Origin of the sequence: Pseudomonas poae (assembly GCA_028869255.1) — a bacterium.
GTDB lineage: Bacteria > Pseudomonadota > Gammaproteobacteria > Pseudomonadales > Pseudomonadaceae > Aquipseudomonas > Aquipseudomonas poae_C.
Genome location: CP110972.1, coordinates 3,034,847 through 3,059,640 on the forward strand (window position 1 = coordinate 3,034,847; position 24,794 = coordinate 3,059,640).

Below are 24,794 nucleotides of genomic sequence, written 5' to 3' on the forward strand. Positions count from 1 at the left end.
CCTAAGCGAGGTGCCGAGTGGTGGGGCGAAGACCTTTTGGTTACTTTTGGGGCGTTTACCAAAAGTGACCCGCTGTAAGAGCGGAACCATAAGTAGCCGTTACCGCAGAAATGGATATGCACTCGGTGTACAGCCTTCACGAAACCACCTCCCCAACCACCACCCCATCCACCCACCACCGCGCCAACCCCTGAACATTCGGCGCCTTGAGCAAAGTAAAGTGATTCCCCCCGCCATACCAAACCTGCAACCCACTCCCCTGTCGCCGCCACCCCTCAACCATCAACCCCTGCTCGCGCTGATTCCCGGCCGCGTCCAACGCCGGATCCTGCGCCAACACCAACCGCACCACCCCTTCATACCGCCGCCCAGGCCGATACACCGTACGCAACGCCGCCGCATAAGTCCGCGCCGGCCCCGACATCGCGTCCACACCGGCCCGAGCCGGCAACAACCCCACCCAGACCATCCCCGCATGCAACCATTGCCGCTGCGCCCCTCATCGCGCCCGGCGAAATCCACCAGGTCAATACCCAACGACCTACCCGCCGCCAACTGCATCGCCTCAATCAAACGCAGCAACGCGGTTGTCGTTGTGTAGGCTTTCCCCTGCCCCCAGGCGCCTCGCTGTCGATCACCGTCAGCGACGCCACTTCACGCCCGGCCGCCTGCAGCCGCAGCGCCATTTCCAGCGCCACCCAACCACCAAATGAATGCCCCACCAGATGCACCGGCCCCTGCGGGCATTCCTGCTCCAGCGCCGCCAGATAACAAACCGCCGCAGCTTCCACTTGGCTGTGCGGCACCGCGTCGCCATCCAGACCACGCGGCTGCAGGCCGAACAGCGGCCAATCGCGCCCAAGGGCCTCGCTCAAGCCGACAAACCCAGTGACGCTGTCCCCGGCGCCCGGCACGCAGAACAACGGCGCATGCCCGGCCCGGCCACTCTGGATGCGCAACAACGGCTGATGCGGCGCCTGCCTTGCCGGCGAACACCTGGCCAGCGCCTCGCTCATCGCACGGCCCAGGGCCTGGATATGCGGTGCCTGCATCATGCTCTGGTGATCCCCCGGCACCTCGACCTGGCGCAATTGCCCAGGCGCCAAAGCCTCGTCCCAGCCCAGCGCAGCACTGCGCCGTGACAACTCGGTCGGCCGTTCGCTGGCACTGAACAGGTGCACCGCAATCGGCAGCGGGAACAGGCTGTAATGCGCCAGCGCATGCCCGTGCCCGACTTCCCGTTCAATAAAGCTCAAGAGGTCCGCGTCCGTAGCCGCCGCCATTTGCGCGTATAGCAAACCTTCATCGCGACAGCGTTGCAGCAGGCCCGCAAAGTCCAGCTGTCCAATGCTTGCCTCCAATTGCTCAAGACTCGCCAGCTCATTGACACCTCCCTGTGCTTTCCAATACGCCGTGCACTGCAGCAGCAAATGCCGCTTGAGCGCATCCGGCCCGCTCCAGCGCGCCTTGCCCTGGTCGGTCATGCGCGGCACGTAGCTGTCGATCAACCCAAGGAACGCCACCGGCTCATCCAGCCCCAGCAGTTGCATGGCCACTTCATAGGCCAGCACGCCGCCAAACGACCAGCCCGCGACCCGATACGGCCCGTGGGGTTGCAGGCCGCGAATCAGGCCGACCATGCGCGCCGCCAGGCCTTCCATGCTGTGCAGATGCGCCTCGCCGAGCGCCACGCCAGGAAGGCCATAGATCGGATAGTCGCCCGGCAGGTGCTGACCCAGCGCCGGGAAATACACGTCCATGCCACTGAACTCATGCACCAGAAACAGCGGCGGTTGCGCGCCGCTGCTGCGCACGGTAATCACCGAGGTCTCACGCAGCGGCGGCGCCGTACGCTGGCGCAGCATCGCGCACACCGAGGCCACGCTGGCATGCTGGAACAGCTCGGCCAGGGACACCTGCAACCCTGCTTCGTCCATCAGGTTGACCAAGCGAATCGCCAGCAAGGAATGCCCGCCCAACTCAAAGAAGCTGTCATGCCGACCGACTTGCTCCAGCTTCAGCACCTCGGCCCAGAGCTGCGCCAGGGTCTGTTCAAGGGCATCGGCCGGCGCTTCAAAGTCGCGGCTGGCCAACGCGCCCTCGGCAGGTGCCGGCAGGGCTTTGCGGTCGACCTTGCCATTCGCGGTCAGGGGCAACTGCGCCAGCGGCACATAGGCCGATGGCAGCATGTACTCGGGCAGTTGACCTTGCAGGTGGGCACGCACGCTGTCGAGATCGACCGCTGCGGCGACCCAGGAGAAATAGGCCACCAGGCGCTTGTCCCCCGGTGCGTCTTCGCGAGCCAGCACCACCACGTCGCGGATCGCGGCACAGGTCGCCAGGCGCGCTTCAATCTCGCCCAACTCAACGCGGAAACCACGGATTTTCACCTGGTCATCATTGCGTCCGATGCACTCCAGCAGGCCATCCGCCGTCCAGCGGCCGAGGTCGCCGGTGCGGTACATCAAGGCACCGGCGTTGAAGGGGTCCTGCACAAATTTTTCAGCGGTCAGCTCAGGGCGATTCAAATACCCCTTGGCCACACCGTCGCCGCCAATGCAGATTTCACCCGTGACGCCCAGCGGCACCGCCTGCAAATACGCATCCAGCACATGGATTTGCGTATTGGAAATCGGCCGCCCCACCGACACGCTGTCGGCGTTATCGGCCACTGCGCGCACCTCATGGGTGGTGGCGTAGGTAGTGGTTTCCGTCGGCCCATAGCAGTGCACCAGCCGCAGCGCCGGTGCCTGCGCCAACAGGCTGCGGAAGGCCGCCGGGTCGGCCCGCTCGCCGCCGCAGAGCAGGATGCGCAAGCCGGCCAGGGCCTCGGGGATCATCTGTACGTATTGGTTGAACAGCGCCGTGGTCACGAACAGCACCGTCGCCCCGCGCAACGCCGCGCCGAATGCGGCCGGGTCGAGCAAGGTGGCGTAGTCGATCACCTGCACCTGGCCACCGTTGAGCAGCGGGCCCCAGACGTCCATGGTGCTGGCGTCGAACGCCGGGTTGGAGGCGAAGGCCACGCGGTCGGCGGCATTGAAGTCGGCATAGCCGTTGTTGAGGACCAGGCGCGTGATACCGCGATGCGGCACCAGCACGCCTTTAGGCGTACCGGTGGAGCCGGAGGTGTACATGATGTAGGCCACGCTGTCCGAGGCTTGCGACAGGTCCGGGTTGTGGCTGGGTTGCGGGTCGAGCGCCAGCGTATCCAGGTCCAGGCGACGGGCCGGGAAATCGGCGGCTAGGTCGCTGCAGGTCAGCAGCCACGTCGCGCCGCTGTCCTGCAGCATGAAACCCTGGCGCTCGGCCGGTGCGTTGATATCCAGCGGCACATAAGCGGCGGCACATTTGAGAATGGCCAGTTGGCTGACCAGCAGCTCCACGCAGCGTGGCAGCAGGATCGCCACCGTGTCCGCAGGGCGCACCCCAAGCCCCAGCAGATGATGGGCCAGGCGGTTGGCGCGAGTGTTCAGCTCGCCGTAGCTGATGGCCTGCTCGCCGTGCACCGCCGCCAACGCGTCAGGCCGGGCCTGGGCCTGGGCTTCAAACAGGCGCTGCACCGTATGTTCACGCGGGAAAGCACGCGTGGTGGCATTCAAATCCAGCAGCTGCCGGCGCTCGGCAGCGGGCAGGATCGGCAAATGGCTGATGGCAATCTCGCTATTGTGTTCGAGGGCCTGCACCAGTTGCTCAAGTGCGATCTGCAGGTAGGTGCACAAACGCCGCGCCCCCTGCCCCACAGCCTTCAGCGCAAACCCATCGCCCAGGTCATCCACGCTCATCGACAGGCCGTAGTTGGTGTGTTCCTCGGCCTTGAGCAATTGAATGCCCTGCCACGCCTCGGCCACACCCGCTGTGTGCGGGGCGCTGTGGCGATAGTTGAACAACACACTGAACAACGGCGTCGACGCCGGCACCCCACTGCAACGCTGGGCCATCGCCAACGGCGCGTGTTCATGGCTGAGCAACTGGCTGAGCCGTGCGTGGGTGGCCCGCAACGCGGTGCGCACCGAGTGTTCACCCAGGTCGACCCGCAGCGGCAGGGTATTGATAAATACGCCCATGGCCCGCTCCGCCCCTTCGCCGCCTTGCAGGCGGCCGAGCATCACCGTGCCGAACACCACCTGCTCACGGCCACTGACCTTGCTCAGCACATGGGCCCAGGCCAGGTGCATCAGGCTGGCGGCGCTCACGCCGGACTGGCGCGCCTGCTCGCGCAGGCGTTGGCTCAATTGCGGTTCAATCGCCAACTGCGCGGTTTCTTCGACGCCCAGGTGCTCAACGACCGTCGGCTCATCAATCTCACTGAGCATCTCGCGAAAGAACCCTTCGTGATCGTCAACGCCCAAGCGCGTCTGGGCCACGTAGTTGCGGTACGGCACAGCCGCGCCCAACTGATCTTGAGCGCCCAGCAAAAACGCCTGCAGCTCGTGTTGCAGGATCTCCAGCGCGATGTGGTCCATCACCAGGTGATGGAACAGCAACGTCGCGACCACACGCTGCGGCTCCTCGGCATACACCAGACGCATCAGCGGCGCCTGGCCCAAGTCCAGGCGCGGCGGCAAGGGTCCCGATTCGACGCGCAAGGTCGCCTCACGCCACACCACTTGCACCGGTTCTTCAAGGCCCTCCCAATGGAACGAGGAACGCAGGCTGTCATGGCGTCGGATCACCGCCTGCAAGGCCAGCGCAAAGGCGTCCAGACGCTGGCGGCTGTCGAACGCAAACTGCGCCTGCAGCACGTAGGCGTCACCCGCCTGTACGGCGCGATGCTGATAGAGCATACCGGCCTGCAAAGGCGCCAGCGGGTAGATGTCCTGCACATTCGCCGCCCCGCCGGGGATGCAAGCGACGATCCGCTCGATGGCCTGCGGGGTCAGCTGGATCAACGGCAACATGGCCGGGGTGATCTGTGTGCAGTCGGCGGCGATGCCATTGGCCGGCACCGCCACTTCACGCCCACCGCCGAGCGCTGCAGCCAGTGCGGCCAGGGTCGGTTGACCGAACAATACCTTCACATCCGCCGACCAGCCGAGGCGGCGCAGGCGCCCCATCAGGCTGACCGCGAGCAGCGAGTGCCCGCCCAATTCAAAGAAATGGTCGTGACGCCCGACCCGCTCCACATTGAGCAACTCGGCCCACAGGCTGGCCAGGGTATTTTCCATGGCGCCCACCGGCGCTTCGTACTCGCGGGCCAGCAGCGAATCGGCACCGGGCGCGGGCAATGCCTTGCGGTCGAGCTTGCCGTTGGGGCTCAGGGGCAGTGCCTCCAGGTGCACGAAAATCGCCGGTACCATAAAGTCCGGCAAGTGTTGCAGCAGATGGGCGCGCAGGGTCTCGATCACACTGTGAATGCCGGTGTAGTACGCCACCAGACGGTCCTCGCGGGCGACCACGGCGGCTTCGTTGATCGCCGGGAACTCAGTCAACCGCGCCTGGATTTCGCCGAGTTCAATACGCAGGCCACGGATCTTCACCTGGTCGTCATTGCGGCCCAGGTATTCGATATTACCGTCGGGCAAGTAACGCCCGACGTCACCGGTGCGGTACATCCGCCCAGCGGTAAATGGGTCCTTGAGGAAGCGCTCGGCGGTCAGCTCAGGCCGGTTCAGATAGCCGCGCGCCACTTGCACGCCACCGATAAACAACTCGCCGACCACGCCCAGCGGCACGGGCTGCAACTGCCCATCCAGCAGGTACATGCGGGTATTGGCGATGGGCTTGCCGATGGGGGTGTTGTCCGGCGTCTGCGCGCCCGCGCAGTGCCAGGCCGTAACATCCACGGCCGCTTCGGTGGGGCCATACAGGTTGTGCAATTGGCTGGCGGGCAATTGCTGCTTGAAGCGCCGCACGAGGCTGCCGGGCAAGGCTTCGCCACTGCAGATCACGCGCACCAGGCCGGCGGCCTGGCTCACATCGCCATGGGCCAGAAACAGGTCGAGCATCGACGGTACGAAATGCACGGTGGTGATCTGCTCAGCCTTGATCACATCGCACAGGTACACCGGGTCTTTATGGCCACCGGGGCGCGCCAGTACCAGGCGTGCGCCGGTGAACAGCGGCCAGAAGAATTCCCAGACCGACACATCGAAACTGAACGGGGTTTTCTGCAGCACGCTGTCTTTGGCCGTCAGCGCATATTCGTCCTGCATCCACAGCAACCGGTTGACCACCCCGGCATGGTCGTTAATCACGCCCTTGGGCTGGCCGGTGGAGCCGGAGGTGTAGATCACATAGGCACTCACGCCCCGGACCATGGGGTTGTCGGTGCACGGGTGCTGCCAGTCAGGCTGCTCCAGGTTGACCACCGGCACCTCGCCCAGCAACCCACGCGTCGCGCCCTGGGCCAGCACCACGACCGGCGCGCTGTCCTCCAGCATGTAGGCGATACGCTCCAGCGGGTACGCCGGGTCCAGCGGTACATAGGCGGCGCCGGCCTTGAGGATCGCGTACAAGCCGATGACCATCTCCAGGCTGCGCTCCACGCAGATTGCCACCCGCGAATCCGGCTGTACGCCGAGTTCCAACAGGTGATGGGCCAATTGGTTGGCCCGCGCATTCAACGCGGCATAGGTCAGTTGCCGCTCGCCCACCTTGAGCGCAATCGCGTCCGGGGTGCGGGCGGCCTGCGCTTCGAACAGGCCGTGCAGGGTCTGGTCGAGGTTGTACGCCACCTCGGTGGCATTGAACCCGAACAGCAATTGCTGACGCTCGCGCTCATCCACCAGCGGCGCATGCGCCAGCACCGCCTGGTCGTTGTCGACCATCGCCTGCAGCACCCGGGTGAAGTAGCCGACATAACGCTGCACTGTCGACTCGTCGAACAGCGCCACCGCGTATTCCAGCGCGCCAATGATCGTGCCTTGCACTTCGCCCAGGTCCAGCGACAAATCGAACTTGGCAAAATGGCTGCTCTGCACGATGCGCTCCAGGGCCAGTTCGCCCAGGGCCAGGGTCGGCGCGCTGCTATCCTGCCACGCCAGAAAGGTCTGGAACAGCGGGCTATGGGCCAGGCTACGCGGCGGCCGGGTGATTTCCACCACCTGTTCGAACGGCAGGTCCTGATGGGCCTGGGCCGCCAGGGTCACCGCCTTGACCCGCGCCAGCAGCGCCTCGGTGCTCAGCTCGCCCGAGGTGTCGATACGCAGCGCCAGCGTGTTGACGAACAGACCGATCAGCCCTTCCACCTCACTGCGGGTGCGGTTGGCCACCGGTGAACCGATCACCAGCTCCGGCTGGCCGGAAAGCCGCGCCAGCAGCGCGGCCCAGGCGGTGATCAAGGTCATGTACAGCGTGGTGCCGTGGCGCTGGCTCAAGGCTTTGAGGCCGGCGGTGAGGCGTTCATCCAGGCGCACGGCGACGCTGCTGCCGGCGTAGTCCTGCTGCGCCGGGCGCGGGCGATCGGTGGGCAGCGTAAGCAAGGCCGGCGCACCGGCCAGGGTCTGCTGCCAATAGCGGCTTTGGCGATGCAGCACCTCACCGCTGAGCCACAACCGCTGCCACACGGCAAAGTCGCCGTATTGGATCGGCAACGCCGGCAACGGGTCAGGCAGGCCATGGCTGAAGGCCCGGTACAGCGCCATCAGCTCACGGGTGAGCACGCCCATGGACCAGCCATCGGAGACGATATGGTGCAGGGTCAACAGCAGCACATGGTGCTCGTCCGCCATCACCACCAGGCGCCCGCGCAGCAGCGGGCCACGCGCCAGGTCGAACGGCGCCGAAGCTTCGCCGTGGATCAACGCATCCAGCGCCTGCTGGGGTTGCGGGTGGCGCCGCAGGTCCTGCACTTGCAGGGGCAGCACCTCTTCGGCCGGCACCAACAGCACCTTGGCCACATCACCGTGCTGCGCGAAGCGGCTGCGCAGGGTCGCATGCCGCGCAACAATCCGCGCCAGCGCCCGTTGCAAGGCCTCGACATGCAAATGCCCACGCAAACGCAGGCCGATGGGAATGTTGTAGGCGGTGTTGGCGCCTTCCATCAGCGCCAGGAACCACAGGCGCTGCTGGGCAAAAGACAGCGGCACGTCTTCATCGCCACTGGCCGGGAGGATATCCGGCAAGGTGCTGCGACCGGCCTTGGCCAGCACTTCGGCGACTGCGGCGAGTTCGGCATTGGCGAACAAGTCACCGAGCAACAACTCAACCCCCAGACGCTGACGCACCTGGGAGACCATGCGCATCGCCAGCAAGGAGTGCCCGCCCAGCTCGAAGAAATGATCGCGGCGCCCCACACGTTCAACCTGCAGCACATCGGCCCAGATCTGCGCCAGCACGCTTTCGATCTCGCCCTGGGGCGCGGCGTACTCGCGGGTAAACACCGCGGCCAGGTCCGGCGCGGGCAAGGCCCTGCGGTCCAGTTTGCCGTTGGCGGTCAGGGGCAGCGCGTCCAGCTTCATCAAGGCAACCGGCACCATGTAATCCGGCAGGTGCGCCACCAGATGGGCGCGAATCCCACCCACGCTCAATGGATCGAGCTGCGGGTTCTCGGTGAAGTACGCCACCAGGCGTTCTTCACGCACCAGCACCACCGCTTCCTGGATGTTCGGCAACTGGTTCAGTTGGGTTTCGATCTCGCCCAACTCGATCCGTACGCCACGGATTTTCACCTGGTCGTCGTTGCGCCCCAGGTACTCCAGGGTGCCGTCGGGCAACCAGCGCGCCAGGTCGCCGGTGCGGTACATGCGCCCGGGGTTGAACGGGTCTTGCAGAAAACGCTCGGCGGTCAATTCCGGGCGGTTCAAGTAACCGCGTGCCACGCCCTTGCCGCCCACATACAGTTCGCCTGCCACCCCCAAGGGTACCGGGCGCTGCTGAGTATCCAGCAGGTACACCGTGGCATTGGCCACGGGTTTGCCGATATGCAACGGCTGGCCCGCCTCGACCTTGCCGGAGGTGGCGACCACCGTGGCCTCGGTGGGGCCGTAGTTATTGATCAGCTCAAAACGCTGGGTGCGCGAAAACTGACGCAGGCGATCGCCACCGACCAGCAGGGTACGCAAGGTCGGGTGTTCAATCTGCTGGCTGAAGGCGTACTCGGCCACCGGGGTCGGCAGGAAGCACACATCCAGCGGCTGCGCGCACCACCAGGACAGCAGCGCGTCGATGTCCTCGGCGCCGTCATTGGCTGGCGGCAGGTGCAGGGTCGCGCCAACACACAGTGCGGGCCAGACTTCCCAGGCCATCGCATCAAAACCGAACCCGGCCACGCTGGCGGTGTGGCGCCCGGCCCGCAGGTCAAAGGCCTGGCAATGCCAGTCCACCAGGTTGCCCACGCTGTGGTGCTCCACCATCACGCCTTTGGGCAGGCCGGTAGAGCCGGACGTGTAGATCACATAGGCGAGGTTCGACGGGGTGACCGCCACCGCCGGGTTGCTCGCCGAATGGTGCTGCCAGGTATAGCGATCGAGGTTGATCACCGGCACCTCAAGGGCCGGCAGGCGCGCCAGCAGGGCATGCTGGGCCAGCACCGCCACCGGTGCGCTGTCGGTCAGCAGGTAGCTCAGGCGCTCGGCCGGGTGGGACGGGTCCACCGGCACATAACAGGCGCCGGCCTTGAGAATCGCCAGCAACCCGGCAAGGGTGTCCAGGCCACGGCGGGCGACAATCGCCACGCGGTCATCGGGTTTCACGCCCAGGGCCAGCAGGTGATGGGCCAGCAGGTTGGCTTGCTGGTTGAGCTCGGCGTAGGTCATTTGCCGCCCCTGGTGCACCGCAGCGATGGCATCCGGCGTAAGCGCAGCCTGGGCTTCGATGCGTCCGTGCAGGGTGCTGTCCGGGGGGAAATCGGCCTGAGTCGCGTTGAACTGTTGCAGCAGCAGCTGTTGTTCGGCCATCGGCACCACAGGCACCTGCTCCAGCGCAGTATGAGGCGCCTGCTCCAAGGCAGTCAGCAGGTTCTCCAGGGCGGTTTGCAGGTAGGTGCAGACGCGCTGCGCGTCCACTTGAGTACTGGCGAGCAGGCTCAGGCCGAAGCCGTCGCCCAGGTCATCGACACTCAAGGTCAGCGGGTAGTTGGTGCGCTCTTGTGCACTCAGCGCCGCGATCCCCTGCCACGCCGAGACAGCCTCGGCGCTCGCCGCCGGTGCACTGTGGCGGTAATTGAGCAAGGCACTGAACAGCGGCGTCGGCGCCACCACGCCGCTGCAGCGCTGGGCCAGGGCCAGCGGCGCATGTTCATGGCGCAGCAAGGTGGTCAGCCGGGCGTGCGTGGCCTTGACCCCGGCGCGCACGTCCTGGTCGTCCACATCCACGCGAAACGGCAGGGTGTTAATGAAGATGCCCAGCGCCCGCGCCGTGTCATGGCTGCCTTGCAAACGGCCCATCAAGACCGTGCCGAACACCACCTGTTGCTTGCCGGCCAATACCCCCAACACCTGCGCCCAGCCCATATGGAACAGGCTCGCGGCGCTCACCCCCAGTTGCCGCGCCTGCGCCCGCAGACGCTGCGACAACTGCGGCGCCAGCGCCAGGTGAACCTCGGTGATTCCCCGCGCATCGCCCTGCACATCATGCAGGCCGAACGGCAAGGTTGGCTCGCTGATATCGCCAAGCATCTGGCGAAAGAACCCTTCGTGCTCCTGCTCGCTGATCCCCAACCGCGCCTGCGCCACATAGTTGCGAAACGGCACCGCCTGGCCCAGCGCCGCGCCCTGCCCCAGCAGGCACGCCTGCATTTCATGGCACACCACTTCGAGGGCACTGTGGTCGAGGGCCATGTGGTGGAACAGCAGCGTGGCGACGATGCGCTGGTTGGCCGGGTCGTCGGCGCGTACCAGGCGCAGCAGCGGCGCCTGGGTCACGTCCAGGCGATAGTGACGCGGGTCGAACAGCGCATGCAACTGAGCGGCGATATCGCCCTCGGCCGGGTCCAGTTGCAGCACCTGCACCGGCAGGCGGGCCGTACGCCACACCACTTGCGAGGGTTCCTGCAAACCGTCCCAGACCACCCCGGTACGCAGGATGTCATGGCGGTCCATCACCGCCTGCAACGCCTGGGCAAACGCCTCGAAACGCTCCAGGCTGTCGAATGCGAATTGCGACTGCATCACATACGGGTCGCCCTGCTCGGCGCTGACGTGGTGGAACAGAATGCCTTCCTGCAACGGCGCCAGCGGGTAGATATCCTGGATATTCGCCACCCCGCCGTCGACGCTGGCGACGATACGGTCGATCTCGTCCTGGCTCAGGTGCGACAGGGTCAGCATCGCCGGCGTGATGTGCGCAGCGCTGGCCGGGATGCCATTGGCCGGCACCTCGACTGCGCCGGCCTTGGCCGGCGAGTAGGCCCCGGCCTTGATCAGCTCGATCAGTGCCGGTTTGTGTTCACGCAACGCGGCGAGAATCGCCGGGTCGCCCAAGGCTTGCTTGTTGCCCTGCACCGACAACTGTTCGCCCTTGAGGGCCAGTTGGATGTCCTTGGTTTTCAGCGTCGCCAACAGTTGGTTGATGCTCACAGGACGATCTCCATTCGTTCAGTCATTGCGGCGTAGCCAGCCAGGGTCGGCTGTTCGAATAACGCACGCACATCGGCTTCCATGCCTTCCTGGCGCAAGCGCCCGATCAAGCTCACGGCGAGCAGCGAGTGCCCGCCCAGTTCAAAGAAATTGTCCTGGCGCCCTACCCGCTCCACATTGAGCAATTCGCCCCAGAGCCGGGCCAGCAGGGTTTCGGTCTCACCTTGCGGCGCCTCGTACTCACGCACCACCAGCGCGTCCAGGCCAGGCGCCGGCAGGGCCTTGCGGTCGAGCTTGCCGTTGGGGCTCAGGGGCAACGCCTCCAGGTGCACGAAAATCGCCGGCACCATGAACTCCGGCAGGGACTGCAACAGGTGGCTGCGCAGGTGTTCGATAGCCGTCTGCACACCGGTGTAGTAGGCCACCAGCCGGTCTTCGCGGGCCACCACAGCGGCTTCGCCGATGTGCAGATGCTCCAGCAGCCGCGCCTGGATTTCCCCCAATTCGATACGCAAACCACGGATCTTCACCTGGTCATCGTTGCGCCCCAGGTATTCGAGATTGCCGTCGGGCAGGTAGCGGCCGACGTCGCCCGTGCGGTACATGCGCCCGCCGGTGAACGGGTCCTTGAGGAAACGTTCGGCGGTCAGTTCCGGGCGGTTCAGGTAACCCCGCGCCACCTGCACACCACCGATAAACAACTCGCCGACCACGCCCAGCGGCACCGGTTGCAACTGCGCGTCCAGCACGTACATACGGGTATTGGCGATGGGTTTGCCGATCGGCGTGTTGTCCGGCACCTCAGGCCGTGCGCAGTTCCAGGCGGTCACGTCCACCGCCGCCTCGGTCGGGCCATACAGGTTGTACAGGCCGATGTCCGGCAATTGCTGCTTGAAGCGCCGCACCAGGCTGCCCGGCAGCGCTTCGCCGCTGCACATCACGCGCAGCAGCCCGGCGGCCTGGCTGACATCACCGTGGGCCAGGAACACATCAAGCATCGACGGCACAAAGTGCAGCGTGGTGATCCGTTGCGCCTGGATCACTTCACACAGGTAGGCCGGGTCCTTGTGCCCGTCCGGGCGCGCCATCACCAGGCGCGCACCGGTGAACAACGGCCAGAAGAACTCCCACACCGACACGTCAAAGCTGAACGGGGTTTTCTGCAACACCGCGTCATCGGCCTTGAGCCCGTAGGCGTCCTGCATCCACAACAGCCGGTTGACCACCCCGGCGTGTTCGTTGATCACCCCCTTGGGCTGGCCGGTGGAGCCGGAGGTGTAGATCACATAAGCCGGATGCTGAGCAGTGAGGCCCGGGACCCGAGGGTTGGTTGCGCTCTGGTGCTGCCAGGTGCACTGGTCGAGGTCGACCACCGGCACCTCGCCCAACCTCTCAAGGGTTGCGCCTTGGGCCAGCACCACCACCGGTGCGCTGTCTTGCAGCATGTAGGTGATGCGGTCCTGCGGGTAGGCTGGGTCCAGCGGCACATAAGCGCCACCGGCCTTGAGGATGGCGAACAGGCCGACCACCATCTCCAGGCCACGCTCCAGGCAAATGCCCACCCGCGTCTGCGGCTGCACGCCCACAGTACGCAGGTGCTGGGCCAGGCGGTTAGCCTGTTCATTGAGCGCCTTGTAGGTCAGGTGCTGGTCACCGGCGATCACCGCCACCGCCTGCGGCGTGCGCTCGACCTGGGCTTCGAACAAGCCGTGCAGGGTCTGGTCAAGGTTGTAATCCACCGCCGTTGAGTTGAACGCCACCAGCAGTTGTTGCCGCTCGTCATTGCCCAGGATCGGCAAGCGATTGAGCGCCTGTTGCGGCGCCTGCTCCAGCGCCTCCACCAGACCGACCAGGGCCACCTGCATATAGCCGCACACGCGCTGCGCGTCGATCTGCGCCAGGGCGGTGACCGTATAACCATCGCCCAGGTCATCCACGTTCAAGGTAAGCGGGTAGTTGGTACGCCCGTCATTGACCAGGGTCTGCATGCCTTCCCAAGCGTGCTGCGCATCGGCAGAGCGAGTGGCCGCGCCGCGATGGCGATAGTTGAGCATCGAGCTGAACAGCGGCGCCGGGGCGGCCACCCCGCTGCAGCGCTGGGCCAGGGCCAGGGACGCGTGCTCATGCCCGAGCAAGGCCGTGAGTCGTGCGTGGGTGGACCGCACGGCGGCGCGGGCACCTTGCTCGTCGATGTCCAGGCGCAGCGGCAAGGTATTGATAAAGACCCCGAGAGCCCGGTCGGCCCCCTCGCCGCCTTGCAGCCGGCCGACCAACACGGTGCCGAACACCACGCTATGGCGCCCCGACGTGGCTGCCAGCACCCGGCCCCAGGCCAGATGGAACAGGCTCGCGGTGCTCACCCCCAACAGCCGGGCCTGGGCACGCAGGCGACGGTTGAGGTCGCTGTCCAGGTGCAGGCAGTGTTCCTCGATAGCGCTGCCGTCGCCGCGCACATCCTGCAAGCCGAAGGGCAAGGTCGGCTCATCGATATCGCCAAGCATGTCGCGGAAGAACGCTTCGTGTTCCTGCTCGCTCACGCCCAACCGCGCCTGGGCCACGTAGTTACGGTAAGGCATCGGCGCCGCCGCAGGGGCTGGATGGCCCAGCAGGTAGCCCTGCATTTCACGCAGCACCACATCGAAGGCGGTGTGGTCGAGGGCGATATGGTGATAGAGCAACACCACCACCACGCGCTGGTTGGCCGGGTCCTGGGCGTACATCAGGCGGATCAGCGGCGCCTGGCTGATATCCAGGCGATAACGCCGCGCATCGAAACGCGCGTGCAGGCCGGCCAGTACATCGCCTTGCAACTGCAGTTCCTGCACGCTCAACGCCGCCTTGCGCCACACCACTTGCACAGGTTGCGCGAGCCCTTCCCACACCACCCCGGTGCGCAGGATATCGTGGCGATCGATCACCTGTTGCAGCGCGCAGGCGAAGGCTTGCAGGCGTTCGAGGCTGTCGAACGCCAGGTGCGATTGCAGCAGGTAGGGGTCGCCCTGCTCGGCGGTGATGTAGTGGTAGAGAATGCCTTCCTGCAACGGCGCCAGCGGGTAGATATCCTGCACATTGGCGGCGCCGCCGGGAACGCGGCTGACGATCTGGTCGAGGGTAGATTGGTCGAGATCGACCAGGGGCAACAGGTCCGGCGTGATGCGTACGCAATCCGCCGCAATCCGGTTTTGCGGCACGCGCACTTCGCGGCCACTGCCCACGGCAGCGGCCAGGGCGGCCAACGTCGGCTGGCTGAACAACACCCGCACATCGGCGCTGAGGCCGACCTGGCGCATGCGCTCGATCAGGCTGACCGCCAGCAGCGAATGCCCACCCAGTTCAAAGAAGTGGTCATGGCGCCCCACCTGCTCAACCTGCAACACCTGGGCCCAGATTTGCGCCAGGCGGGTTTCGACTGCGCCCTGGGGCGCCTCATAGGCACGACTCAGCACCGCGGTCTGATCGGGTTGCGGCAACGCCTTGCGGTCCAGCTTGCCGTTGGCGGTCAGCGGTAATGCATCGAGCCTGACGTAGGCCACCGGCACCAGCGCGTCGGGGAGCTGCGTTTGCAGGCGCGTACGCAGGGTTTCGAGCGCCAGCGGGTAATGCTCGGTGAACCAGGCCACCAAGCGACCCTCGCGCACCAGCACCACCGCTTCGCCGACACCTTCAAGTGCCGCCAGGCAGCTCTCGATCTCGCCCAGTTCAACCCGTACACCACGTACTTTGACCTGGTCATCATTACGGCCCAGGTACTCCAGGTTGCCGTCGGGCAGCCAGCGCACCAGGTCGCCGGTGCGGTACATGCGTCCATTATTGAAAGGGTCTTGCAGGAAACGTTCGGCGCTCAGTTCGGGGCGGTTCAGGTAGCCCCGCGCCACGCCGTTGCCGCCCACGTACAGCTCACCCGCGACACCCACCGGCACCGGGCGCAACTGCGCATCCAGCACATACACGCGGGTATTGGCGATCGGCCGGCCGATATGCAACGCCTGCCCGGCGCGCACGCGGCCGGAGGTGGCGACCACCGTGGCCTCGGTAGGCCCGTAGTTGTTGATCACCGCAAAGCGCCGCTCCTGGGTGAACTGGCGCAAGCGGTCGCCGCCGATCAGCAGGATACGCAAGGTCGCATGGTGCAGGTTTTGGCTGAAGGCGTACTCGGCCACCGGGGTCGGCAGGAAGCTCACATCCAGCGGCTGCGCCAGCCACCAGGCCAGCAGTTCGTCGATATTTTCATTACCCACGTCGGCAGGCGGCAAGTGCAGGGTGGCGCCCACGCACAACGCCGGCCAGACCTCCCAGGCCATCGCGTCGAAACCAAAGCCGGCGACGCTGCTGGTGTGGCTGCGGGCATCCAGACCAAAGGCTTCGCAATGCCAGTGCACCAGGTTTTCCACAGTCCGATGTTCCACCATCACGCCTTTGGGCTGGCCGGTGGAGCCGGAGGTGTAGATCACATACGCCAGGTGCGCCGGGGTCAGGCCGCCCGGTTGCGGATTGCTCACGGGACAGTGCTGCCAAGCGGTGTCGTGCAGGTCTATCGTGGCGACCGCCCCGAGCAACGCCCGTGTCGCGGCCTCGGCCAACACCGCCACCGGGGCGCTGTCCTGCAACAGGTAGGCGATGCGCTCGGCGGGGTATGCCGGGTCGATGGGCACGTAACCCGCGCCGGCCTTGAGAATACCCAGCAGCCCCACCAGCATCTGTGGGCCACGACGGCAGCACAGCGCGACGCGGTCATCCGGCTGCACGCCGAGTGCCAGCAGATGATGGGCCAACTGGTTGGCGCGCTGATTGAGTTGCTGATAGGTCAGGCTTGCATCGCCCTGTTGCACGGCGATTGCGTGAGGCTGGCGCTCGGCCTGGATTTCGAAGGCGCCGTGCACGGTCTGCCCGGTGGGGAAATCTGCGGCAGTGGCGTTGAATTCATGCAGCAGGGTTTGGTACTCCGCCGCTGGCAGAACCGGCAGTTGGTTGAGTGGGCGGCCGGGCGCCTGTTCCAAGGCTGCCACCAACTGCTCCACGGCATTTTGCATATAGCCACACAGCCGTTCGGCGCCAATCTGCGGCAGCGCCAGCACGCTCAGGGCAAAACCTGCACCCAGGTCATCGACGCTGAGGGTCAGCGGGTAGTTGCTGCGCTCCTCGCCCCCCAGCAGTTGCACGCCTTCCCAGATGCCATGGCCGTCGCGGGCCATTTCCGCTGGCGTGCTGTGGCGGTAATTGAGCAACGCGCTGAATAACGGCACGCTGACCGGGACGCCGCTGCAACGTTGCGCCAGGGCCAGTGACGCATGCTCATGGCCCAGCAGTGCGCTCAAACGCCCGTGGGTAGCCTTGACCGCTGCGGCGGCGCCAGCGGCCAGTTCCACCCGCAGCGGCAAAGTGTTGATGAACATGCCCAAGGCGCGGTCCGCACCGTCACCCGCTTGCATACGCCCCATCAACACGGTGCCGAACACTACGTCATCACGCCCCGACACCAGCCCCAGCACCTGCGCCCAGGCCAAGTGCATCAGGCTCGCCGCACTCACACCCAGCAGCCGCGCCTGCTCACGCACACGCAGCGCCAGCCCCGCCTCCAGCGACCGTTCGGCCTCTTCGATGTCGCGGCCATCACCCTGCACATCGCGTACGCCAAACGGCAAGGTCGGCTCATCGACATCGGCCAGCATTTCGCGGAAGAACTGCTCGTGCTCCTCCACACTCACCCCCAGGCGCGCCTGGGCCACGTAATTGCGAAACGGCGCGGGCGCGGGCAAGCCCTGCGCCTGGCCAAACAGAAACGCACGCATCTCCTGGCCGACCACTTCCATGGCGGTATGGTCCAGCGCCAAGTGGTGGAACAACAGGATCGCCGCAACCCGCTGGTTGGCCGGGTCCTGGGCGTAAACCATGCGCAGCAGCGGCGCTTGAGTGATGTCCAGGCGGTAATGACGGGCATCGAAACGTGCGTGCAGTTGCTCGATGATGTCGCCGTCGGCCGGGTCCACCGTCATTTCCTGCACCGACAGCCGGGCATCACGCCACACCACCTGCACCGGGCTGTCCAGCCCTTCCCAGACCACGCCGGTGCGCAGGATATCGTGCCGCGCCACCACCTGTTGCAGCGCGCCCATAAACCCGTGCAAACGCTCCAGGCTGTCAAACGCCATGCGCGATTGCAGCAGGTACGGGTCGCCCTGCTCGGCGCTGATATGGTGGTAGAGAATGCCTTCCTGCAGGGGCGCCAGCGGGTAGATGTCCTGAATATTCACCGCGCCACCCGGCACGCTGGCGACCACCCGGTCGATGGCGGCCTGGTCGAGTTGCACCAGGGTCAGCATCGACGGTGTGATCCGCGTGCTGCCCGCAGTAATGCCATTCGCCGGCACCACTACCTCACGCCCGCTGCCCACCGCCGCCGCCAACGCCGCGAGGCTTGGCTGGCTGAACAGCACGCGCACGTCGGCGCTGAGGCCTACCTGGCGCATGCGTTCGATCAGGCTGACCGCCAACAGCGAATGCCCGCCCAGCTCAAAGAAATGATCATGACGCCCGACGCGCTCAAGTTTGAGCACGTCCTGCCAGATCTGCGCCAGCAGCTGTTCCACCTCGCCTTCCGGCGCCTCATAGCCACGGCTGAGCAACGCACTCTGGTCCGGCACCGGCAAGCCCTTGCGGTCGAGCTTGCCGTTGGCGGTCAGCGGCAACAGTTCCAGCCAGACATAGGCCGACGGCACCATGTAGTCAGGCAAGCGCGCTTGCAGATGGGCGCGCAACGCTTCGATATCCAGCGCGGCCGGGGCGGTGTAGTAAGCCACCAGGCGCTTGTCGCCAGGCTCGTCTTCGCGGGCCAGCACCACGGCGTCTTTCACCCCGGGGAACGCGGCCAGGCAGGCTTCGATCTCGCCGGGCTCGATGCGAAAACCCCGAATCTTCACTTGCAGGTCATTACGCCCCTGGTACAGCAAGGTACCGTCGGCCTGCCAGCAGGCGAGGTCGCCGCTGCGGTACAGCAGGCCAGCGCCGAAGGGGTTCGGGATAAATTTTTCGGCGGTCAGTTGCGGCTGGTTCAAATACCCTGTGGCCACGCCCGCGCCACCGATATACAGCTCACCCACCACCCCCAACGCCACCGGTTGCCGGCGCGCATCCAGCACGTAAACCTGGGCATTCGCAATCGGCCGGCCAATCGGGATACCACCCTCGCCCACCTCAGTAATCGCGAACGTGGTGGAGAACGTGGTGGCTTCGGTCGGCCCGTAGCCGTTGAGCAGGTGTTGCGGCTTGCCGTGCTTGAGCACGCGGCCGATCACCAGTGGGTCGAGCACATCACCGCCGACGATCAGGTAACGCAACTGACGGAACGCCGGCATCAGCGCATCAGCGTACTGGTGGAACAGCCCGGCGGTCATCCACAGCACGCTGACGGCCTGCTCCTGCAACAGCACGGCAAAGGCGGCCTGGGAGAGCAATTCCGCCTGCTCGACCACCACCACACAGCCGCCGTTGAGCAACGGCGCCCAGACCTCGAGGGTGCTGGCGTCGAAGGCCGGGTTGGAGGCGAAGGCCACGCGGTCACGTGTGTTGAAATCGGCATAGCCGTTGTTGATCACCAGGCGCGAAATGGCACGGTGCGGCACTTGCACGCCTTTGGGCGCCCCGGTGGAACCGGACGTATAGAGGATGTACGCGACGCTTTGCGAAGACACTGCCAGCTCGGGGTTGAGCGACGACAGCGCCTCAAGATTCAGATCAGCCAGGCTACTCAGCACCCGGCGCGCGCCACTGTCCTGCACGATAAACGCCTGGCGCTCGACCGGCGCGTTGACGTCCAGCGGCACATACACTGCCGCGCACTTGAGGATCGCCAGCTGGCAAACCAGCAGGTCCAGGGAACGCGGCAGCGCGATGGCCACACTTTCCCCCGGCTGCACGCCTTGGCCGATCAGGTGATGGGCCAGCCGATTGGCACGGCGGTTGAGGTCGCGGTAGCTCAGGGACAACTGCCCCTGCACCGCCGCCACCGCTTCGGGATGGGCCAGCACCTGGGCTTCAAACAGTTGCTGCACGCACAGGTGCGCCGGGTAGTCACGGGCGGTCGCGTTGAAACCCTCCAGCAGTTGCCGGCGTTCGGCGGCGGGCACTATCGACACGGCCATAAGCGGCGTGGTCGGCGCCTGTTGCAACGCGCTCACCACATGGCGTAGCGCGGTCAGCATGTAGTCGCCCACGCGCTGCACATCCAGGGTGGCCACCCCTTGTACGGTCAGGGAAAAACCTGTGCCGAGGTCATCGACATTGAGCACCAGCGGGTAGTTGCTGCGCTCTTCGGAGCTGAGGATTTCAATCCCGGACGCACTGAACGGGCTCGCCCCCGGGGCCTCATCGGCGGCGCTGTGACGGTAGTTGAGCAGTGTACTGAACAACGGCAGCGAACCCGGCACCCCACTGCAACGCTGGGCCAGGGACAACGAGGCGTGTTCATGCCCAAGCAATTGCGCAAGGCGTGCATGGGTGGCGCGCACCCCGGCCTGCACCCCGACGGCGCCCAGGCTGACCCGCAGCGGCAAGGTATTGATAAACATCCCGAGTGCCCGGTCGGCCCCCTCGCCGCCCTGCATACGGCCCAAAAGCACCGTACCGAACACCACCTCTTGCTGGCCCGAGACCTGCCCCAGCACCTGTGCCCAGGCCAGGTGCACCAGGCTCGCGCTGCTGACCCCCAGTTGCCGCGCCTGTTCGCGCAGGCCAAGGCTGAGTGCCGGCTCCAGCGGCAGATGCGCCTCGACAATCCCGCTGCCGTCGCCATTCACGTCCTGCAAGCCGAAGGCCAGGGTCGGTTCGTCGATATCACCCAGCATTTCGCTGAAAAACGCTTCGTGTTGCGCCTGGCTGACCCCGAGCCGCGCCTGGGCCACGTAATTGCGGTACTGCACCGCGTCGGCCAGTTGCGCATGGCTGCCGGACAGGCTGGCGCTCATCTCCTGCACCAGCACGTGCAAGGCGGTGTGGTCCAGCAGGATATGGTGCAGCAGCAGGATGCCGACGTAGCGCCCCTCCTCCTGGGCATAGCCAAAATGCATCAGCGAGGCCCGCGTCAGGTCCAGGCGGAAGTGGCGCGGGTCAAAACGTTGTTGCAGCTGCGCCAGGGCATCCGCGCCCTGGGTGTCGACCCGCTCCACCGCCAGCGGCGCCTGGCGCCACACCACTTGCACCGGCTCGTTGAGGCCCTCCCAGAGGATCGCGGTGCGCAGGATGTCATTGCGTTCGATCACGTGCTGCAACGCCTGGATAAAGGCGTCCACCGCCGTCTGGTCGTTGAAGCTGAACTGCACCTGCAATACGTAGGGATCACCCTCCGTGGTTGCCAGGTGGTGGTACAGAATGCCCGCCTGCAGCGGCGCAAGGCCGTAGATATCCTGCACATTGCTGATGCCGCCGGGCACGCTGTGGATGATGTGGTCGAGGGCGGCCTGGTCCACTTCCACCAGCGGCACCATGTCCGGAGTGATCTGCCGGCTGGCCGGGGTGATCAGGTTGACGGGCACCTGCACCTGGTGCTGCCCGCCCACCGCAGCGGCCAGCGCCGCCAACGTCGGCCGGCCGAACAGCACGCGCACGTCGGCGGCGAGGTCGACCTGGCGCATGCGCTCAATCAGCTTGACCGCCAGCAGGGAATGGCCGCCCAGTTCAAAAAAGTTGTCATCGCGCCCGACCTGGTCGAGCTTGAGCAGGTCTTGCCAGATTGCAGCGATGGCCATTTCTACCGCGCCTTGTGGCGCTGCGTAACCTCGACGGGCCAGGGCCTCGGCATCGGGCGCGGGCAAGGCCTTGTGGTCGAGCTTGCCGTTGGGCGTCAGCGGGAAGGCATCCAGGCGCACAAAGGCACTCGGCACCATGTGTTCGGCCAGGCTCAGCAGCAGGTGGTCGCGCAGGCCGGCGACAGGGAGTTCGCCCTCGGCAATCACGTAGGCCACCAGGCGCTTGTCCCCCGGTTCGTCTTCTCGGGCGATGACCACCGCGTCACGCACGCCCTGGGCGGTGGTCAGGTGGGCCTGGATCTCGCCGAGTTCGATGCGAAAGCCACGGATCTTCACCTGGTCATCGTTACGCCCCAGGTACTCGACGCTGCCGTCGGCCAGCATGCGCCCGAGGTCGCCGGTCTTGTACATCCGCAGGCCGGTGGCCGGGTCGGCCAGGAAGCGTTCGGCGGTCAGCGCGTCGCGGTTCAGGTAACCTCGCGCCACACCGGCGCCGCCCACGTACAGCTCGCCCACCACGCCAAACGGCAGCGGCTCGCGGCGCTCATCCAGCACGTACAGTTGCAAGTCGGGAATGCGCACGCCAATCGGGCTGGCACCCACCCGCTGCGCATCCGCCGCGTGCAACGCGTAATACGTCACGTGCACGGTGGTTTCGGTGATGCCGTACATGTTCACCAGTTGCGTGTCGGCGTTGATCGCGCGGGCGTACCAGGGTTTGAGCATGCCTGGCTCCAGCGCTTCACCGCCGAAAATCACCTGGCGCAAGGAGTGCGCCCGAGGGTTCTGGCCTTGGGCGGCGATCAATTGGCGAAAGGCGCTGGGCGTCTGGTTGAGGATGCTCACGCCGGCGTCGCAGAGCAGCGTGTAGCACGCATCCGGCGAACGACTGACCAGTTGCGGCACGATCAGCAACTGGCCGCCATGCATCAGCGCGCCCCAGATTTCCCACACCGAAAAGTCAAAGGCAAAGGAATGGAACAGGGCCCACACATCGCGGCTGCTGAAGCCGAACCAGTGTCGGGTGGCGCTGAACAGACGTGCCACCTGACGGTGTTCGATCATCACGCCCTTGGGCTGGCCGGTGGAGCCGGAGGTGTAAATCACGTAGGCCAGGCTCGACGGGCTGACCGCCACCCGCGGGTTGACGATGGACTCACCGCGCAGGCCATTCAAATCGATCTGCGCCAGGCCGCCCACCAGGTGGCGGGTGTCGGCCTGCACCAGTACCGCCAGCGGGTCGCTGTCGGCCAGGGTGTAGGCGATGCGTTCCAACGGATAAGCCGGGTCGATCGGCACATAACCCGCGCCCGCCTTGAGGATACCCAGCAGGCCAATGATCATCTCCGGGCCACGCTGCACGCAGATCGCCACGCGATCATCCGGGCGTACACCCTGGGCCAGCAGGCGGTGGGCGACCTGGTTGGCGCGTTCGTTGAGCTGACGGTAGGTGAGGCGCTGGTTGTCGAAACGCAACGCGATGGCGTCGGGCTGGGCGGCGGCGTGGGCTTCGACTTGCTGGTGGATCAGCGCGTCGTCGGCGTAGGTCTGCGGGGTGTGGTTGAGGCTGTGCAGCAGGGTGTGGCGCTCGGTGTCGGGCAGGATGTTCAGGCCGCTCAGCGGCATCTCCGGTCGTTGCTCAAGGGCCTCGGCCAGGCTGCCCAGGGCCGTGTGCAGGTAGCCCGCCACACGCTGCGCGCCGATGGACGCGTCGACCATCACGGTCAGCGCGAAGTCTTCGCCCAGGTCGTCCACATTCACCGTCAGCGGGTAGTTGGTACGCTCCTCGGCGCCCAATACCTGAATGCCCTCGGCCACTTCAATCACTTCGGCCATATCGCCGGCAGCGCTGTGCCGGTAGTTGAGCATGGCGCTGAACAACGGCGTCGGCGCGGCCACGCCACTGCAACGCTGGGCCAGCGCCAGGGACGCATGCTCATGATTGAGCAAGGTGGTGAGGCGCTCATGGGTGGCCTTGACCCCGGCGCGCACGCCCTGCCCGCCCACATCCACTCGCAGCGGCAAGGTATTGATGAACATGCCCAAGGCCCGCTCACCGCCCTCACCCGCGCCCATGCGCCCGAGCATCACCGTGCCGAACACCACCGCCTCGCGACCGGACACCACCCCCAACACCCGGGCCAACGCCAGGTGCAGCATGCTCGCCACGCTCACCCCCAACGGCCGCGCCAGGCTGCGCAGGCGCAGGCTCAGAGCGTTGTCGACGGCGATACGCGCCTCGTCGATCCCTTGGCCATCGCCCTGCACATCCTGCAAGCCGAACGGCAAGGTTGGCGCATCGATATCGGCCAGCATCTCGCGGAAAAATTCTTCGTGTTCCTGCTCGCTGACGCCGTGGCGCACCTGGGCGATATAACCGCGAAACGGCACCGGCTCAGCGGCCTGGGCCTGCTGACCGGCCAGGTACAGCTGGATTTCATGGCGCACCACATCGAGGGCGGTGTGGTCGAGGATGGTGTGATGGAACAGCAGCATGGCCACCACACGCCCGTTGGCCGGGTCATCGGCAAACACCAGGCGCAGCAGCGGCGCCTGGGCCAGGTCCATGCGGTAGGTACGTGCGTCAAAGGTGTTCAACAAGCGCTCGAGGACGTTACCACCGCTCACATGCGCCTCGTCACAGGCCAGGCTCGCCTTGCGCCACACCACTTGCAGCGGCTCGTCGAGACGTTCCCAGGCCATGGACGTACGCAGGATGTCGTGGCGGTCGATCACCCACTGCAGCGCCTCGGCAAAGGTTTGCAAACGCGCCCGGCTGTCGAATACAAACTGCGCATGCAACACGTAGGGGTCGCCTTGCTGGGCCGACAGATGGTGGTACAGCATGCCTTCCTGCAGCGGCGCCAGCGGGTAGATGTCCTGCACATTGGCCGCCCCACCGGGGATGGCGGCGACGATGCGGTCGATGGCGGCCTGATCGAGGCTGACCAGGGGCAGCATGGCTGGCGTGATGCGGTAGGCCGGGCTCAGCCAGTCACCGCCATGCTCGGCTACCCACTCGAGCAAGCGGGGTTTGTGGGCGATCAGTTGATCCCACACTGCGTCATCCAGCGCTTCGTCGTCGCCCAGGATGATCAGGTCGCCTTCCTCCAGTTGCAGACGGATCGCGTGGGTGGAAATCGCTGCCAATAATTCGCTGAACTGCATGGGGTAACCTGCCTGATAAGTCACGGTGGAGAAGAAAGTCCGTTTTCAGCTGCCGTCTGGATCGCTGTTGTTTCGCCCTGGGTGGAATTGCGGGCGCAGCCGGGGGGCTGGAGGGCTTCCGGCAGGGTTGGGAAATTAAGGGATTTGGGGGGTGGGGGGTGACATGGGAAGCGGGGACAAGGGTTGGTTGGGTTGGGGTGGCGTGGCTTGGCGTGTATATCCGTTTTTTAGGTGATGGCTGAAATGGGTTCCGCCCTTACGGCGGGTCACTTTGGAAAAGCCCCAAAGTAACCAAAGGGCTCTTGCCCCACCACTCGGCACCTCGCCTCCGGCTCGGTGTGCCCGCACGCAGACTTGAATCCGTGGGCCGCCAGCGTGGTTAATGGGGCGCCTAGATCAAGATCAAGATCAAAAGCAGAGCACGGCG

General features: G+C 65.7%; 1 protein-coding gene and 1 pseudogene. Both read right to left on the reverse strand.

Annotated elements, in window-relative coordinates; genetic code table 11:
• Positions 1–136: 136 nt before the first annotated feature.
• Positions 137–11,459: pseudogene (locus LRS56_13810) on the reverse strand (amino acid adenylation domain-containing protein).
• On the reverse strand, positions 11,456–24,367 hold the full coding sequence (locus tag LRS56_13815; GenBank protein WDU65418.1) for an amino acid adenylation domain-containing protein: 12,912 nt from the start codon (positions 24,365–24,367) through the stop codon (positions 11,456–11,458). Before LRS56_13815 ends, LRS56_13810 begins: the two are co-directional and overlap by 4 nt.
• Positions 24,368–24,794: the final 427 nt, after the last annotated feature.